This window comes from Paraburkholderia phymatum (genome assembly GCF_040965635.1).
Lineage (GTDB): Bacteria > Pseudomonadota > Gammaproteobacteria > Burkholderiales > Burkholderiaceae > Paraburkholderia > Paraburkholderia phymatum_B.
In genome coordinates this window covers 728,034-743,588 of the sequence record NZ_JBFRCH010000001.1, presented here as the reverse complement: position 1 = coordinate 743,588, position 15,555 = coordinate 728,034, and the positions used below count along the sequence as shown (strand labels likewise).

General features: G+C 62.0%; 17 protein-coding genes and 1 tRNA gene. 12 read left to right on the top strand and 6 right to left on the bottom strand.

From position 1 onward, the window contains the following. Positions 1-323 precede the first annotated feature (323 nt). The 5 genes from AB4Y32_RS03405 to AB4Y32_RS03385 all read left to right on the top strand — a co-directional run bounded on the left by AB4Y32_RS03405 (position 324) and on the right by AB4Y32_RS03385 (position 3,320). Positions 324-806: a hypothetical protein gene (locus tag AB4Y32_RS03405; RefSeq protein WP_368719970.1), complete on the top strand. Its 483-nt coding sequence runs from the start codon at positions 324-326 to the stop codon at positions 804-806. A 212-nt stretch (positions 807-1,018) separates the two neighbouring features. Next, on the top strand, positions 1,019-1,645 hold the full coding sequence (locus tag AB4Y32_RS03400; RefSeq protein WP_368719969.1) for a recombinase family protein: 627 nt from the start codon (positions 1,019-1,021) through the stop codon (positions 1,643-1,645). A gap of 150 nt (positions 1,646-1,795) precedes the next feature. Further along, the gene (locus tag AB4Y32_RS03395; RefSeq protein WP_368719968.1) at positions 1,796-2,137 is read left to right on the top strand and encodes a hypothetical protein; all 342 of its coding nucleotides are present in this window, start codon (positions 1,796-1,798) and stop codon (positions 2,135-2,137) included. A gap of 79 nt (positions 2,138-2,216) precedes the next feature. Continuing rightward, the gene (locus AB4Y32_RS03390) at positions 2,217-2,894 is read left to right on the top strand and encodes a hypothetical protein (RefSeq protein ID WP_368719967.1); all 678 of its coding nucleotides are present in this window, start codon (positions 2,217-2,219) and stop codon (positions 2,892-2,894) included. Between the two features lie 42 nt (positions 2,895-2,936). After that, positions 2,937-3,320, top strand: a complete 384-nt coding sequence (locus AB4Y32_RS03385) for a hypothetical protein (protein WP_368719966.1) — start codon at positions 2,937-2,939, stop codon at positions 3,318-3,320. Positions 3,321-3,490: 170 nt separating this feature from the next. On the opposite strand, the gene AB4Y32_RS03380 is transcribed toward AB4Y32_RS03385, so the two are convergent. Further along, a complete protein-coding gene (locus tag AB4Y32_RS03380; RefSeq protein WP_368719965.1) occupies positions 3,491-3,907 on the bottom strand; it encodes a hypothetical protein in 417 nt (138 codons plus the stop codon). A gap of 139 nt (positions 3,908-4,046) precedes the next feature. After that, positions 4,047-5,288 carry a tyrosine-type recombinase/integrase gene (locus AB4Y32_RS03375; protein WP_368719964.1) on the bottom strand — a complete coding sequence of 414 codons (1,242 nt, stop codon included), beginning with the start codon at positions 5,286-5,288 and terminating at the stop codon, positions 4,047-4,049. 196 nt (positions 5,289-5,484) lie between these two features. Here AB4Y32_RS03375 and AB4Y32_RS03370 point away from each other — a divergent pair. Next, positions 5,485-5,570 (top strand) — tRNA-Leu (locus AB4Y32_RS03370). 229 nt (positions 5,571-5,799) lie between these two features. On the opposite strand, the gene AB4Y32_RS03365 is transcribed toward AB4Y32_RS03370, so the two are convergent. Continuing rightward, the gene (locus AB4Y32_RS03365) at positions 5,800-7,188 is read right to left on the bottom strand and encodes an amino acid permease (RefSeq protein ID WP_368719997.1); all 1,389 of its coding nucleotides are present in this window, start codon (positions 7,186-7,188) and stop codon (positions 5,800-5,802) included. Positions 7,189-7,465: 277 nt separating this feature from the next. On the opposite strand from AB4Y32_RS03365, the gene AB4Y32_RS03360 reads away from it, so the two are divergent. Next, complete coding sequence (locus AB4Y32_RS03360) at positions 7,466-8,422, top strand: alpha/beta hydrolase (RefSeq protein WP_368719963.1); 957 nt, start codon at positions 7,466-7,468, stop codon at positions 8,420-8,422. 31 nt (positions 8,423-8,453) lie between these two features. Here AB4Y32_RS03360 and AB4Y32_RS03355 read toward each other — a convergent pair whose 3' ends face one another. Together AB4Y32_RS03355 and AB4Y32_RS03350 are read right to left on the bottom strand one after the other, a co-directional pair. After that, complete coding sequence (locus AB4Y32_RS03355) at positions 8,454-9,722, bottom strand: MFS transporter (RefSeq protein WP_368719962.1); 1,269 nt, start codon at positions 9,720-9,722, stop codon at positions 8,454-8,456. Between the two features lie 132 nt (positions 9,723-9,854). After that, the gene (locus tag AB4Y32_RS03350; protein WP_368719961.1) at positions 9,855-10,199 is read right to left on the bottom strand and encodes a hypothetical protein; all 345 of its coding nucleotides are present in this window, start codon (positions 10,197-10,199) and stop codon (positions 9,855-9,857) included. A gap of 43 nt (positions 10,200-10,242) precedes the next feature. On the opposite strand from AB4Y32_RS03350, the gene AB4Y32_RS03345 reads away from it, so the two are divergent. Together AB4Y32_RS03345 and AB4Y32_RS03340 are read left to right on the top strand one after the other, a co-directional pair. Then, positions 10,243-10,947 (top strand): pseudouridine synthase, encoded by a 705-nt coding sequence (locus AB4Y32_RS03345; RefSeq protein ID WP_368719960.1) that lies wholly within the window; start codon positions 10,243-10,245, stop codon positions 10,945-10,947. A 167-nt stretch (positions 10,948-11,114) separates the two neighbouring features. Continuing rightward, a complete protein-coding gene (locus tag AB4Y32_RS03340) occupies positions 11,115-11,303 on the top strand; it encodes a hypothetical protein (protein WP_368719959.1) in 189 nt (62 codons plus the stop codon). 63 nt (positions 11,304-11,366) lie between these two features. Here the strand turns inward: AB4Y32_RS03340 and AB4Y32_RS03335 are convergent, their stop codons facing one another. Further along, entirely contained in the window at positions 11,367-12,401 is a 1,035-nt protein-coding gene (locus AB4Y32_RS03335) for an NAD-dependent epimerase/dehydratase family protein (protein ID WP_368719958.1), read from the bottom strand. A 74-nt stretch (positions 12,402-12,475) separates the two neighbouring features. On the opposite strand from AB4Y32_RS03335, the gene AB4Y32_RS03330 reads away from it, so the two are divergent. The 3 genes from AB4Y32_RS03330 (at position 12,476) to AB4Y32_RS03320 (ending at position 15,513) form a co-directional block, all read left to right on the top strand. Then, positions 12,476-13,507 carry a CDP-6-deoxy-delta-3,4-glucoseen reductase gene (locus AB4Y32_RS03330; protein WP_368719957.1) on the top strand — a complete coding sequence of 344 codons (1,032 nt, stop codon included), beginning with the start codon at positions 12,476-12,478 and terminating at the stop codon, positions 13,505-13,507. A gap of 372 nt (positions 13,508-13,879) precedes the next feature. Next, entirely contained in the window at positions 13,880-15,064 is a 1,185-nt protein-coding gene (locus AB4Y32_RS03325; protein ID WP_368719956.1) for an acetylornithine transaminase, read from the top strand. Beyond that, entirely contained in the window at positions 15,061-15,513 is a 453-nt protein-coding gene (locus AB4Y32_RS03320) for a GNAT family acetyltransferase (protein ID WP_368719955.1), read from the top strand. The genes AB4Y32_RS03325 and AB4Y32_RS03320 overlap by 4 nt, the downstream gene beginning before the upstream one ends. Positions 15,514-15,555 lie beyond the last annotated feature (42 nt).

Below are 15,555 nucleotides of genomic sequence, written 5' to 3'. Positions count from 1 at the left end.
AAAGCCCGCGCAAAGCGCCTGCGGCGCGACCAAATGAACCGGAATGACCATTTTCATTGGTGATTCGGAAAGTTTACGCATGCGCCATCGCAATCAGTCGCGTTTACTCGGCTTGATCAGCATTGCCTTAGAACCCGTTACTCAAAAATCGCGCATAGGCATGTTCAAAGGCTGCGGCAAATTCTTTGCTCGCATCCCCACTCAATCTAAACATTCGACAACGCTCGCAGAAAGACAATCGACCACCTGCCAATGTCCTATATCGACCGCCGATAGTCCTTACATTATACTTACAACGACAAAACGATTTAGGACGATAAGCCGTGAGCGCCGATCAACTCATCTACAGCCCTCAAGACTTCGCAAATGGCGATTTCGCGAAAGAGTGTGCCCCTTGCTATGACCGATTCATCGAATTGCGGATTTTGGGTATTCCGCGCGATTTGGCCATTGTTGACGCTTTCGACATGATCGCCCAAGGCGCGAGCCTTAAGAATGCGGAACAATTGGGACTCGCGGCTGAGCTCAACCCGTACGTCAAAGCGCGTTTTGACGCGGCACTCGAAGCGAAGAAGCCCACGCAACTCTGGACCGCGAACAAGTCCATCAGCCGTCTGCTGCGTCTGATCGAAAACCCGAACAGCAAAGGCTCCGACAAGATGGCGGCAATCAAAGAGCTTAACGTCCTGTGCGGCATTACCGTGATCGATGAGCAAGGCCGTTCGCGCGTGCCGAACCTGAACGACCTCTACGCGAGCATGCTGGGAGCAACGCCGGAAGGCCCGAGCCCAGCGCCGCTCCAATAGATCGTGTTCGGAGGGCTTCGCGGCCCTCGCCCCATAGGTAGACCCAGGCCGCACCTCGCGGCCTTTTCTACGTCCCGCCCGGTTCGATATAAGTACGCCCTAAGAGAACGCGCCCGGACACGCCTGTAATCGGTTCGAAAACTGCAACTTTACTATTCCAATCGAACCGGATACCTTCGAACCGTCTTAACCGAACCGAAGGAATCCGAACTATGTTCGTCCGAGCCTATCTCAGAGCGTCCACAAAAGAGCAAGACGCCCAGCGAGCGCGCGATGACTTATCACGTTTCGCGGCAGATCACGGCGTAAAGATCGCGGCCTATTACGCGGAGAACGAAAGCGGCGCGACTCTACACCGACCAGAACTAATGAGACTTATGAACGACTCTCATCCGGGAGACGTTCTGCTAGTCGAGCAAGTGGACCGCCTATCGCGCTTGAACGATAGCGATTGGAAGCAACTCCGAATCGACATCCAGACGCGCGGCCTTCGCGTAGTCGCTCTGGACCTCCCGACCTCGCACCAGCTTATAGCGAGCGGAGACGCCTTTACAGGGCGCATTCTCGAAGCCATTAACGCCATGATGCTCGATATGCTCGCGGCCATAGCGCGAAAGGATTATGAAGACCGTAAGCACCGCACGCGCCAAGGCATCGACAAGGCTAGGTCAGAAGGCAAGTACAAAGGACGAAAGACGAACAGCGAACGCAACGCGGCCATCCTCGCTCTGATCGATAGCGGGCGCTCATGGTCAGAGGTGATCGCGTTGACCGGCGCTTCGCGGTCCACCCTCTCACGTCTGCTGAACGACCGGAAGGCATCGTCACCTCAAAAGTGATTTCGTTCATCCTCATTTTTCGACCCACCCCGACCTAGATTTAGCACGAGGTCAATTTAAATGGACCCTCACTCGATTTTTATTTTTGAGCGTTCGAAATGGAGTGTACGTTTTTCGGCTTTGATTTATCCATATTACACAGGAGTACATATGATGAACATCAAACGTCTTTCGATCATCGCATCGGCCCTTCTCGCCCTCTATACGGTCGCGGCGGAAGCTGAATACAAGTGTCCATTCAACAATCCGCAGGACTGCGCTCTGGACGAGGCCGTAGAAAGGTCCATCAACGCAGCGCACACCGAGCCGAAACGTAACAAGGCGCGGCCCGCACAGCCGTCCGCCCGCTACATCGACCACTACGAGCCGAAGCAAGTCTGCCAGCCGTCCACCGTAATGACGCGCTCGGACGCGATAAACGCGTGGATGGGCGTAAGCAGCGGCCCGCAGGGTTGGGACTGTACGACAATCATGGTCCCTGTTTATCGTTGATTCGACAGATGAACATCGAATAGAATTTGCGTCCATACGGAGGCCATCCGCGAAGCGATCAGAATAAAAGGACGACCACATGCCAGCATCTGCGGCCATTGCTATCAGCGCGTCGAGCGTAGTTTCCGCTACGCCTTCCGTGTTGGGAGATCACATTAGTGCCGGCGTTTGGTCTTTGATCGGAAGCGCCTTTGGAGCGGGCGCGGCGTACCTAGTCGCGAGGTATCAGCAGAAGGCGCAGAGCGATCGCGAGAGGTTGAAGGCCGCTCACGACTCCGCGAGTTCACACATGGCGAATGTCGCTTTCGACAAGTATGTCGAGTTCTGCGAGGCGTACAAGGACGCGGCTGGTGAAGGTGTCATGATCCTCATTCAGCACGGCCCGACACGCGAAATAATAGGCGCGACGCATAAGCTGACCGAAATTCGCGTGAAGTACAGCCTGTGGATTCCGACTGATATTGACGCGCGCCTGTTCGAGTTCGAGAAGGTTTGGCTATCAATCGGCGCATTTTCACCGATCATTGATTCCACGGTCGGTGGTCCTGCGTATGCTGAGACGCGCGAAAAGTACAGCAACATGGTGTACAAGGAGTTCGCGAAGGCGATGGGCCTGAACGAGTGGGATGGAGAAAAGCTCTCTGACGAGTTCACCTTGCAGTCAATCGTTGCCGGACTACGGGAAGTGCTAGGCACGGAGAAGATAACCAAACTACGCCGCAACGTGCTGGATCGCGCCTCGTCCGAACTGGGATAGATACATTCGAAAATACCTAAAATCAATAACGGAAACTTACACGTGAAACGCAAAAAACTCGGGGTATGGAATCGGCTGGCGATCGTCTTCACAGTTTTGATCACTTTGGGCGTGTCCGCCTACTTTGGAATCCGGGACGACCAGCGGATTGGCAAAATGGGCGGGGACGGATGGAATAGTTGTCGCACCGCTTCGATTCAACGCGGACACAACTACGGCAGTTTTTGGAATGATCCAGATTTTAAGAAGTGCGTAGCGGAGAATGAGGAGTTTGTTGAATCCCAAGAGCTCATTATTCTAACCAAGTACACCCCTAACCGGATGCTAGCCACACTCGCGGTATGCGGCTTGGTATACCTGCTGATCTGGTTGTCCGTAAGCGTGATCAAATGGGTTCTGCGCGGACGTCAGCCGGAAGCGACCTAGTGCCAACTGCGAGATTACCGGACGTGAAAACGCCCGCCTAGATCGACTCTGGGCGGGCGCTCCGGTGTTTCGCGGCCTATCGACCGTAGATGATATACGCGACTATAAGAAGCGCCACCCACGGAGCGGCGCTGAGGACGTAAAGAGCGACTTCCATAAACGCGCGGCCCTTACTCCGCCGCCTCTACGAGAGTGAACATATAGACCTCGCCTTTCGCGCTGGTGAACGCCTCCTTCTTGCTCGCCTTCAGAACGCCGCGAAACTTGATGTGCTTCTCAATCGGGAGGCGGAACTCGCGGAACGCCTCTTTGACGCTCCTAAACTCGCGCGTCTCGCCGTTAAAAGTGACCTTTACGCCGTTCTTCTGGAGTCGCGCGGCGCGTACCTTCTCGTCACTCCAACTCGCGGCCACGCCCGCCGGGTTTCCGGCTGCGCCCTTAACGCCGAAATCGACACCACGCGGAAAATCGAAGAAGAAATCTGAGCGTTTCGGGAAGGGATACGGGCCGAAATCGGCCAGCGCAGCTTCGACTACTGCGATGTTCTTTGCGGCGGACTTCTTCGTGATCGTTTGACGAGTAGCCATTTTGTGTACTCCTAAAGGTTCTGAGGGTTCTGTTTCGGTTCGGAACTGCTTACTACAGAATTGATTCTCGACCATTACATGTGCGATGGATACATCTTTCTGGATCATGTCCAGTTAATTATGTCTATCGCACGCACTACTAAATAGTCAGTCCAGCCCGCCGCAGCTTCGCGGCTGTTTCGTCCGATACCGGAAGCTCCCCGACCAACTCCATAAGCGTTCGCGCGGCTTCGTTCGCTATCGCGCGCAGGGTCGGCAACTCCGTTTGGATATAGCGGGCCGTGATAGCGCCGCGCGATACCGTCATGCCCTTCTCGGTGGTCGCCCAGTTATGGCCGAGTAGCACCGCGACCTTTGAGTGATCCGCGCCAAAGGCCAAGTTTCCGACCGTCGCCAAAGTCCGCCGCAGGTCGTGCGCCGTCACGCGCTCTATACACGCGCTTTCGCAGACCTTCGCGAGCGAATCGCCCACACGCGTCATGTGTGGCGAAGCGTCCTCTTCATCGCCCGCCCTCTTTGGGAATACCCATTCACGCGATTTGCGGCTGACGTACCGGACGCGAAGCATATCCATCACGTAATCGCTCAACGGGAAGACACCGCTGAAACCTTTCCAGCCTTCCGTTCCCGGCTCGACATAGAGGAAGCCTTTGGCGAGGTCTATCTGATCCCATCTCATCCCCAAAGCCGCGTTCAGCCGCAGCCCACTCATAAACAGGAGCCGCACCGCGTCGCGGCTGTCTCGTCGCTTTAGCGTCCGCCCGATGCCCGTCCAGAACGCGCGAAGGTTAGCCGTTTCGATGTGCGTATCGCGCGGCGTAGGGGCGATGAATTGCCGACCTAAACGCACCTTTGTGATCGGGTTGTAGTCGATCCGATCTAGGCTCATCAGGTACGTGTAGACCGCAGAGACGATATTGCTCGCGTACAGTGCTTTCGATTGACCGTGCTTCTCGCGGACGCTGGTGAAGAAGTCCACCCACGCGGCAACGCGCGTCTCGTTCAGCGGCCAGTCTTTCACAGGCGCGAGCGCGTAGTGATAGACCTTCGCGTAATCGGCCCTTGTCGCTGCGGCGAGCGGTGCGCCCTTCTTAGTGCGCCGATTTTCGAGGAAGGAAGCCCATACCGTAGCGAGAGAATCGCCCGAAATTAGTGCGCGGTCGGTCGTGTTTCCGGGCGGCGCGGCCTCCGGTATAGGCGAGGCTTCGACCGTATCGCTTCGGGCGGCTAGAACACTCGAAACGGCCCGCTCCTTCGCCTCTTCATACGAGAGCGCCAGCCGCACGTCCCCGTCCTGCGCCGCGAGTCCGAGTGTTGTCCGTATTTCCTTTCCATTCGCCTTGAAACGGACGTACCAAACGGCTTTGAGCTTCGGAGACACTTGTAAGCCGAGTGCTGGGAAGTCTCTGTCTGTGTATCGGCCCGGTGTTCGCGCCGCGCTAGTGAAGGTCGCCTTTCTTGAAAGGGCTGTACGCCCGTTTTCGAGGGTTAGCATTTTTCCGCGATTTTTCCGTAAAAGTGAATCGAAATACGGAAAAGCCGAGACGCTCTAACAGAAAAAAGCTTTAAGAATCAACGTTGCCAGTTCGTGCTTCGGTCTTGGCAGGGGACTCAAAATCCCCCGCCGCAAGGCGTGCCGGTTCGAGTCCGGCCCTGGGCACCAGAATTCAGCCTCAGTAGGTCAGCTTCACCCCGACAAACCCGCGCTCATCGATCCGATGCCGCGGGTTTTGTGCTTTCTGCGGCCCGCAATGCGTCCGCAGCGCAGACCATCCGCAAGCCAATTCGAATCCGCGCGAACGTAAAAAAAGCCGGATCGCCTTACGGCAAATCCGGCCCAGCTCTTACTCGATAAGACGATCGGACGCGCCCGCTCCAAAAAACATCACGGCTCAGCGCCCGCTCGCCGCTCCCGCGAGCCCATGCGCGGCCGCGCGCCGGCGCTTCACCACGTAGCCCGCCCACATCACGACGAGCCACACGGGCACGAGCAGCACCGATACGTTGAGTCCTGGCGTCATCGCGAGAATCACGAGAATCATCGCCATGAACGCGAGACAGATCCAGTTGCCGAGCGGGAACCACAGCGACTTGAACACGAGCTTCTCGCCTTTCGCGACCATCGCGCGACGCGACTTCAGATGCGTCAGGCTGATCAGCGACCAGTTCAGCACCAGCGCGGCCACGACGAGTGCCATCAGCACGTCGAGCGCCTTGGCGGGAATCAGATAGTTGATGATCACGCAAGCAAACGTCGCGAGCGCGGACAGGCCGATCGCCATGTACGGCACGCCGCGACCGTCGACCTTCAGCAGCGCGCGCGGCGCATTGCCCTGCTCGGCAAGACCGTACAGCATGCGACTGTTCGCATAGACGCCGCTGTTGTACACGGACAGCGCCGCCGTCAGCACGACCACGTTCAGAACGTTCGCCGTCAAGCCCGCGCCGATCTGCGAGAAGATCATCACGAACGGGCTGCCGCCTTCCGCCACCTGATTCCACGGATACAGCGACAGCAGCACGACCAGCGAGCAGATGTAGAAAATCAGAATCCGGTAGATCACCTGATTCACGGCTTTCGGAATGCTCTTTTGCGGCTCGTCGGCTTCCGCCGCCGTGATGCCGATCAGTTCCAGTCCGCCGAACGAGAACATGATCACGGCGAGCATTATGAAGAGTCCGCTGAAGCCGTGCGGAAAGAAACCGCCGTCGGCCCACAGGTTCGTAATCGACGCCTGCGGACCGCCACGACCGCTGATCAGCAGATAGCCGCCGAACAGAATCATGCCGATCACGGCTACGACCTTGATGATCGCAAACCAGAACTCGGTCTCGCCGTACGCCTTGACGTTCGCCAGGTTGATCGCGTTGATGGCAACGAAGCAGACGAGCGCCGAGACCCACGTCGGCACGTCCGGCCACCAGAAATGCACGTAGGTGCCGACGGCCGTCAGCTCGGCCATGCTGACGAGCACGTACAGCACCCAGTAGTTCCAGCCCGACAGGAAGCCCGGGAAATCGCCCCAGTACTTGTACGCGAAGTGGCTGAACGAGCCGGCGACGGGCTCCTGCGCAACCATTTCGCCGAGCTGCCGCATGATGAGAAACGCGATGAAACCGCCGATCGCGTAACCGAGGATCATCGACGGCCCCGCCGCCTTCAACACGCCCGCCGATCCGAGAAAGAGGCCCGTGCCGATCGCGCCGCCCAGCGCGATCAGCTGGATATGGCGGTTCTTCAACCCGCGCTGGAGGCCGTCATGCTGCTGTCCGTTGCTCAAAATGTCCCACTCCACTGCATTGAAATCCACGCGGTACGCACAGGACGCGCCCGGAAAAACCGTAAATTGTACCCTCCTGCGACGTGCCCACAGAACGGGCACGCGCAACCGGGTTTCGTGGAATTCGCATTGCGCCGCCGATGCCGCCGCGCGCACGCGCCACCCACCCGCCAAAACACCGTCCAACGTGTCCGAAATTGCCTTTAGATAGCGGTTGTCACCCTGCTTGCCGGTCGGTATGTTCCGAGAATCCGGTCCAGCCGATGATGGAGCCGCCATGTCGCCGAAACGTCTGCTCTATGCCGTTCTCCTCAGCGTCTGCGTCGCCGCATCCGGCGCACGCGCCCAGACCGGACAAACCGCGCCGCCGCCCGCGCCGGATACGTCGGCAGCGCCAGCCCCCGCCGCCGCGGACTCCGATACATCGCCGGCACCCGCCCCCGCGCCTTCGGCCGCCGCGCCTTCCACCGACCAGGCGCCTGCCCCTGCTTCCGCGCCCCGACCCGCCGCCGCCTATTCGGCGCCACCCGCCGGCCCGGTGCAGAACATCGTGCTCGTGCACGGCGCGTTCGTCGACGGATCGAGCTGGAACGGCGTGATCGAACGGCTCCAAAAGAAGGGCTATCGCGTCGCGTCGGTGCAGATTCCGCTGACGTCGCTCGCCGACGACGTCGCCGCAACCCGACGCGTGCTCGCCCGGCTATCCGGGCCGACTGTGCTGGTCGGCCATTCGTGGGGCGGCGTCGTGATCACGGAGGCGGGTTCGGGACCGGACGCATCGAAGGTAGTCGGCCTCGTCTATGTGGCGGCGATCGCGCCCGACGTCGGCGAATCGACGGGCGACGTGCTCAAGCGCGGCCCGCAGATGCCCATCGGCTCGGCGATGACAAAGGACGCCACCGGCTTTCTGTGGCTCGACCCGGCGAAGTACCACAGCGACTTCGCCGCCGACGTGCCCGAAAGCCTCACCCGCGTGCTCGTCGCCGCGCAGCAGCCGATCGCGGGCAAGGCGTTCGAGGAGCGCGTGACGCAGGCCGCGTGGCGCTACAAGCCGTCGTGGTACGTCGTGACGACGCGCGACCGCGCCGTGTCGCCCGAAATCCAGCGCTGGTTGGCGCACCGGATCGGCGCGACCATCGTCGAGACGCCGTCGAGCCACCTCGTGTCCGTCGCGCACGCGGGCGCGACGGCCGATGCGGTCGCCCGCGCGGCGAAGGAATTCGGCAAGGAGTGACGGCTCGTGAAGAGCGTGCGTACGGCGCGGATCACGAGGACAGCACGGCCGCGCCGTCCGGAATCCGCGCGAGCCTCGCGGCAGGAGACATCACGATGATCCACGCCTGCGCGACGAAGCCGAGCGCGGCGACGACGAGGCAGGCGTCCATCCCGAAGCGCGCGCTGACGGCCGCGCCCAGCAGAGCGCCGAGCGGTCGCGCGCCATACGTCGCCGTGCTGTTGAGCGCGGATACGCGGCCCATCATGTTCGCTGGCGTGATCGCCTGACGCAGCGTCGTCGAGCCGACCGTCCACAGGATCGGCCCCGCGCCCAGCAGAAAGAAGCTCGCTGCCGCGAGCCAGAACGACGGCACGGCGAGCGTCGCGACCATCGTCAGCGAAGCGGCCAGCCCGCAAAACGGCCCGGCGATCAGCGTGCGCCCGAACGCCACCCGCCGCGCGACGGACGGCGCGGCCAGCGCGCCGCACACCATGCCCACGCCATACGCGCCGAGCGTCATGCCGATCGCCGACGCGCTCAAGCCGAGCCGATGCACCGCGTACGGCACGTACACCGCCTGCAACGTGAAGAAGCCAATGTTGAAGAACACGGCCGTTGCGAGCATCGGCCGCAGCAACTCGTCGCCGATCACGAAGCGCGTGCCTTCGCGCAACTCGGTCATGAAATGACGCGCGGCGCCGACGGCGCGCGGCGGCTCGCGCAAACCCGCGAGCAACGCGGCCGCCAGCACCGACAGCGCGGCCGCGCAGCCATACGCCCAGCCCGCGCCAATCCAGCCGACCAGCAGCCCGCCCAACGCCGGCCCCGCCGAATACGCGACGCTGCGCGCGAGTTCGATGCGTCCGTTCGCGGCGGGCAGCGCGTCGCGCGTCACGAGCGCGGGGACCAATGCGGGCGCGGCGACGCTATACGCAACCGTGCCCGTCGCGCCGAGAAAGCCGAGCACGGCGAGTAGCGGCAGCGTCAGCGCATGCGACAGCACGAGTAGCAGCACAAACGCCATCGCCAGCGCGCGCACGCTCTCCGAGACGGCCATCAGCGTGCGGCGCGAACGGCGGTCGGCAACGACGCCGAGGGGTATCGACAGCAACAGGAACGGCAGCGTCTGCGCCGTTTGCAGAAGCCCCGTATCGCGCGCCGTCGCGCCGAGCGTGAACACGGCAACGAGGGGCGCGGCGGCGAGACTGATCTGTTCGGCGGATTGCGCGATCAGGTTCGACCACGCGAGCTGATGGAACGACGCGGGCAAGCTGGCGCCGGCAATCGGAAAGCGAAAACGCGGAAGGCGGGAACGCATCGGAGGGCTCCGTGACGCGATGACGGGAAGCCCATGGTCGCGATTTCGGCCTGTCGGTGCGCTCCGGTTCTTGCTGTGTGATTCCTTTTCTACGATCCCGCGATTCGCCCGCGAGGCAGGCGCACAACGCGCTCAAGGCGCATACGACGCCGCCATCCCGCCTTCGAGCCAATGTTCCAACGTCGTGCCGATCGCCGCGAGTCCGCGGGCGAGCGAATCGAGCAACGCGCCGCTCATACAGATGCGGATCGCGTGCGGCGCGGCGTTGCGGCCGATCACGAAGCTGTCGGCCGTCTTGACGAGCACGCCCTCCTGGCGCAGCGCCGTCGCGCGTTTCGTCGAACGTCGGTCCGGCGCGCAGTGAGCGTGTGCGTGACGCGCCGCGTGTGTCGAAGCGAGCGAGCGGCGCGAGGCGGCAAAGGCGACGGGTAGAATGCACGCGATGGCCGCGTCCTCGATAGTTGGGGGCGCCGTCATCGTCCGATGCATCGCGGCTTGTGGCCGCCCTCTGTCCGTTCCGATGAATCTCGAAAGCGTTCTCTTTTCCCAAGGCTTCGGCTCGCGCCGTCAGTGCCGCGCATTGATCGCGGACGGCCGCGTGTCGATCGGCGGCTCGACGATCGACGATCCCAACGCCGATGTCGCGACCGACGCCCTCACGTTCGAAGTCGACGACACGCCGTGGCCGTATCGCGAACGCGCGTACCTCGTGCTCAACAAGCCCGCGGGTTATGAGTGCTCGCGCGATCCGCAGCACCACTTGAGCGTCTTCAACCTGATGCCCGCGCAGTTCGCGACGCGCGGCGTCCAGTGCGTCGGGCGGCTCGATCAGGACACCACGGGGCTTCTGCTGCTGTCCGACGACGGCCAGTTCGTCCATGCGTACACGTCGCCGAAACGCAAGGTGCCGAAGGTCTATCTGGCGACGACCCGTCATCCCCTCGACGACGCGCAACTCACCGCGTTGCGCGAAGGCGTGCTGCTGCACGGCGAAGCGAAGCCGGTTGCGGCCGTCGCGGCGCATGCGCGCGGCGAACACGAACTCGAGCTGACCGTGCTGGAAGGCAAGTACCACCAGGTCAAGCGAATGGTCGCGGCGGCCGGCAATCGCGTGGAAGCGCTGCATCGCGAGCGGATCGGCGGACTCGCGCTGCCTGCGGCGCTTGCTGAAGGTGCATGGCAATGGCTCGATGAAGCCGGCCTCGAATCGCTGCGCGTTGCATAAAGCGACGCGTTCCGCGCCCGCCTGTTTTCAGATGCCCGGACACTGCACCGGACTCCGAACAAAGCGGCAACAAAAGCCATTCCAAACGCTGCGATGCAGCATGCTTGCTACGAACGCCCGTCCTATACTCGTCTTAACAAACATTACAAGACAGGCAAGGAGGCGCCATGGTCATCTACGGCAACCTGGCGATTTCATATGGGATGGTCGCGATCATCTGCTTCGCGATACTGCTTGTCGGCGGCCTTCTGGCCGTCATGCACATCCGGCACAAGTACGCGCCCAATCTGATCGCAGCGCTGATCGGCGCAATCTGCTGCTTCCTGCTGCTGGAAGCGCTGCCTGCCCTCATCTGACGGCTTCTCAGTCTCGCTCGCTGTTCTTCGCGGCATCGCTGCACGTGCGGTGCGTGGCTGCGTTCACGCGCGACGGGCTGCTGCGCGCAAGAAATCATCGACGCTCGGATAGCGCAGCTTCACGCGCAACTCGCGCTTGAGCCGGGCGTTGATGAGGCGCCGCGACTCGCGCATGAACGACAGCATCATCGGTTCGAGTTGCCGCTGCGCTTCGTCGCGCGTGATGCGCGGCGCCCGCTCGACACCGAACGCGTCCGCGACCCGATCGAAGTACTCGCCCATCTTCAACGTCGTGTCGTCGGATGCGTGGATCACGCGCGATGGCAAGCCATGCGTCGCCATGCGCAGCAGGATCGCGGCGAGGTCGTCGGCGTGGATGTGATTCGTGTAGACGTCGTCGGCATCGACGAGCGCGGGAGTGCGCCTCTTGAGCCGCGCAAGCGGCAGCCGGTTGCCCGCGTAGATGCCCGGAATGCGCGCAATGCTCGCCGCAATCGCATGCCGCGCGGCCGCGCGCCGCAACTGCGTCTCCGCCGACACGCGCCGCTTCGCGCGCTCGTTCGCGGGCGCGACGGGACGCGTTTCGTCAAGCCACGCGCCGCCGCAATCGCCATAGACACCCGTCGTGCTCGCGTAGACGATGCGCGGACGCACGCCCGCGTAGTGTCCAGCCCTAAGGGCCGGGAGACCCCCGTCGGGTACAATATCGGATGTTTTGCGAGCACGAATGCCTTGCTGCGCGGACCTGAGCCGCCCCGTCGCCCGTGCCTCGACAGCGCGGGCATGCCGGATGCGCGGCGCGGTTAGCGTGGCGATCAGCGAGCGCGTGCGCATGTCGATGTAGCCCGTCTTTTGCGGCGGCGCGAGATGAAGCACGGTTGGCGCAAGGCCCGCAAGACGCCAGAGGCTCTTGCGCGCGTCGAGATCTCCGACTATCGGCGTGACGCCCGCCGCGCGCAGTTCGTCGCGGCGCTCGGCGTGATGCGTGAGCGCATAGAGGCGCGCGCGCCGTTGCAGTTGCCGCACGCAGCGCATGCCGACATCGCCGCAACCGACGATCAGCACGCGCGGTCTGCGCAAATTTCGTGTCGCTTTCATCGTGGACGCATTGTAGCCGCGATCCATGGTACGCACTGGTTACCGACTCCCTGTACTCGAACTTTGAACGACCTATGGCATTTAACGTAACGCTCCGGCAAAGCGGCCGGCAGTTTCAGGTGGAACCCGATGAACCCGTGCTGACGGCCGCCCTTCGCCAGGGCATCGGCCTGCCGTACGGCTGCAAGAACGGCGCATGCGGCTCGTGCAAGGGCACGGTCATCGGCGGAGAAATCGAACAGCGCGCACATTCGTCGTCGGCGCTGTCGAACGACGAGAAGACGCGCGGCATGGCCCTCTTCTGCTGCGCGACGGCCTGCACGGACCTCGAGGTCGATATCCGCGAAGTGACGGGCATCGGCGACGTGCAGATCAAGAAGCTGCCGTGCCGTGTGAATTCGATCGAGCGCAAGGCCGACGACGTCGTCGCGCTGAAGCTGCAACTGCCCGCGAACGAGCGCCTGCAATACATGGCTGGCCAGTACCTCGAGTTCATCCTGAAGGACGGCAAGCGCCGCAGTTACTCGATGGCCAACGCGCCGCATACGGAAGGCCCCATCGAGCTGCATATCCGCCACATGCCGGGCGGCGCGTTCACCGATCACGTGTTCAACACGATGAAGGAGCGCGACATCCTTCGCTTCGAAGCACCGCTCGGCACGTTCTTCCTGCGCGTAGAATCGGACAAGCCGATCGTCCTGCTCGCATCGGGCACTGGCTTCGCGCCGCTGAAGGCGATCGTCGAGCATGCCGTCTTCAAGAACATCACGCGCCCTATGACGCTGTACTGGGGCGCTCGTCGCAAGAAAGACCTGTACATGATGGATCTCGCCGAGCAATGGGCGCGCGAAGTGCCGAACTTCAAGTTCGTGCCCGTGCTCTCTGAACCGGACGCGGACGACGCATGGACGGGCCGCACGGGCTTCGTTCATCGCGCCGTCATCGAAGATCTGCCAGACTTGTCGGCATATCAGGTGTATGCGTGCGGCGCGCCTGTGATGGTCGAATCCGCGCAGCGCGATTTCACGCAGCATCATCGCCTGCCGGAAGATGAGTTCTACGCGGATTCGTTCACGAGCGCAGCCGATCTCGCGAACCCCGTCTGATCGTTGCGTCGTCATCCTGCATGAACGAATCGGCCGGCGCGCGCAAATTGCTGGTTTACACGGGCGCCGGCATTGTCGTATTCTTTCGCGCATGAACCGCATCCTGTCCGAACTTCGACGTCGCCGCTCGCCGCTCCCGTAGGGGCGCCGCTGGCTTCGTCACGGTTTGCGCGTATCAGCTTCGCACGACGCGCACGCAGTTCAAATCACGAAAGCCACGGCATGCCGTGGCTTTTTGTATTTCCGTCGCTGCTTCGACGTTCTGTCGACGACGTGCTGTTGAACACATGTACTCGTCGGCGTTTTCTCTCCGTTGCTGGGCCATTTTGTCCGAGGCGGTTTCTTATCCCTGTTTGCCTGGAGCCTGTAGCCATGAACTTCAATGAGTACCCGATCGATTCGCTGATGTACATCACGAACCGGCCCGAGATCGTTTTCACGCACGGCAAAGGCTCGTGGCTCTACGACAACGACGGCAAGCGCTATCTGGACTTCATCCAGGGCTGGGCGGTGAACAGCCTTGGCCACTGCAACGAAGGCATCATCGAAGCGCTCACGCACCAGGCACGCACGCTGATCAACCCGTCGCCGGCGTTCTACAACGAGCCGATGGCGAAGCTCGCCGGCCTGCTCACGCAGCACAGCTGCTTCGACAAGGTGTTCTTCACGAACAGCGGCGCCGAAGCGAACGAAGGCGCAATCAAGCTCGCGCGCAAGTGGGGCAAGAAGTTCAAGAAAGGCGCGTATGAAATCATCACGTTCGATCACAGCTTCCACGGACGCACGCTTGCGACGATGTCGGCGAGCGGCAAGCCGGGCTGGGACACGATCTACGCACCGCAGGTGCCGGGCTTTCCGAAAGCGGATCTGAACGACATCGCATCCGTCGAGAAGCTCATCGGCGACAAGACGGTCGCTGTGATGCTCGAACCGATCCAGGGCGAAGGCGGCGTGATTCCCGCAACGCGCGAATTCATGCAGCAACTGCGCGAGCTGACGAAGAAGCACAACCTGCTCCTGATCGTCGATGAAGTGCAAAGCGGTTGCGGCCGCGCGGGGACGCTGTTCGCGTACGAGCTGTCGGGTATCGAGCCCGACGTGATGACGCTTGCGAAGGGCATCGGCGGCGGCGTTCCGCTCGGGGCGCTGCTGTGCAAGAAGGAAGTCGAAGTGTTCGAAGCGGGCGAACAGGGCGGCACGTACAACGGCAATCCGCTGATGACGGCAGTCGGCTATTCGGTGATCTCGCAACTGACGGCGCCCGGCTTCCTGGATGGCGTGAAGGCGCGCGGCGAATATCTGCGCGCGAAGCTGCTCGAACTGTCGGAAGAGCGCGGCTTTGCGGGCGAGCGCGGCGAAGGCATGTTGCGCGCGCTGCTGCTCGGCAAGGACATCGGCAACCAGATCGTCGAGAAGGCTCGCCTGATGCAGCCCGACGGCCTGCTGCTCAACGCCGCGCGTCCGAATCTGCTGCGCTTCATGCCCGCGCTCAATGTGACGACGGAAGAGATCGACCAGATGATGTCGATGCTGCGCTCGGTTCTGGACACGCTGTGACGACTGCTTCGCCACTGTCGATCCGCTGCTTCGACTCGGCCGACACCGATGCCGTCGTCGCGCTGTGGCTCGACGCGTTCCCGGAGTACAAGGACGCGAGCAAGCCGCAGCGCAATCCGCATCTGTCGATCGCAAACAAGCTCGCGACCCAGCCGGAACTGTTCTTTGTCGCGGTGAAGGATGCGTGCATCGTCGGCACGGTGATGGCCGGTTACGACGGGCATCGCGGCTGGCTGTACTCGCTCGCGGTCGATCCGGCGCAACGGCGCCAGGGCACCGGCACGCGGCTGGTGCGGCACGCGGAAGCGGCGTTGACGGCGCGCGGCTGCCCGAAGGTCAATCTTCAGGTGCTGAGCGCGAAGGCGGATGTGCGCGCTTTCTACGAAACGCTCGGCTATCGCGCCGATGAGGTCGTCAGCCTCGGCAAGCGGCTGGGCGCGTTGGCTTGAGCGGTTGCTTCGTCGCGCGTTGAATCGCTGAAAACACAAAGG

Excerpts from the sequence above, each read along its gene's own strand:
- AB4Y32_RS03395 (WP_368719968.1), top strand. The coding sequence starts at position 1,796 with ATGATGAACATCAAACGTCTTTCGATCATCGCATCGGCCCTTCTCGCC.
- AB4Y32_RS03360 (WP_368719963.1), top strand. The coding sequence starts at position 7,466 with ATGTCGCCGAAACGTCTGCTCTATGCCGTTCTCCTCAGCGTCTGCGTC.
- AB4Y32_RS03390 (WP_368719967.1), top strand. The coding sequence starts at position 2,217 with ATGCCAGCATCTGCGGCCATTGCTATCAGCGCGTCGAGCGTAGTTTCC.
- AB4Y32_RS03350 (WP_368719961.1), bottom strand. The coding sequence starts at position 10,199 with ATGACGGCGCCCCCAACTATCGAGGACGCGGCCATCGCGTGCATTCTA.
- AB4Y32_RS03330 (WP_368719957.1), top strand. The coding sequence starts at position 12,476 with ATGGCATTTAACGTAACGCTCCGGCAAAGCGGCCGGCAGTTTCAGGTG.
- AB4Y32_RS03325 (WP_368719956.1), top strand. The coding sequence starts at position 13,880 with ATGAACTTCAATGAGTACCCGATCGATTCGCTGATGTACATCACGAAC.
- AB4Y32_RS03355 (WP_368719962.1), bottom strand. The coding sequence starts at position 9,722 with ATGCGTTCCCGCCTTCCGCGTTTTCGCTTTCCGATTGCCGGCGCCAGC.
- AB4Y32_RS03345 (WP_368719960.1), top strand. The coding sequence starts at position 10,243 with ATGAATCTCGAAAGCGTTCTCTTTTCCCAAGGCTTCGGCTCGCGCCGT.
- AB4Y32_RS03400 (WP_368719969.1), top strand. The coding sequence starts at position 1,019 with ATGTTCGTCCGAGCCTATCTCAGAGCGTCCACAAAAGAGCAAGACGCC.
- AB4Y32_RS03335 (WP_368719958.1), bottom strand. The coding sequence starts at position 12,401 with ATGAAAGCGACACGAAATTTGCGCAGACCGCGCGTGCTGATCGTCGGT.
- AB4Y32_RS03380 (WP_368719965.1), bottom strand. The coding sequence starts at position 3,907 with ATGGCTACTCGTCAAACGATCACGAAGAAGTCCGCCGCAAAGAACATC.
- AB4Y32_RS03340 (WP_368719959.1), top strand. The coding sequence starts at position 11,115 with ATGGTCATCTACGGCAACCTGGCGATTTCATATGGGATGGTCGCGATC.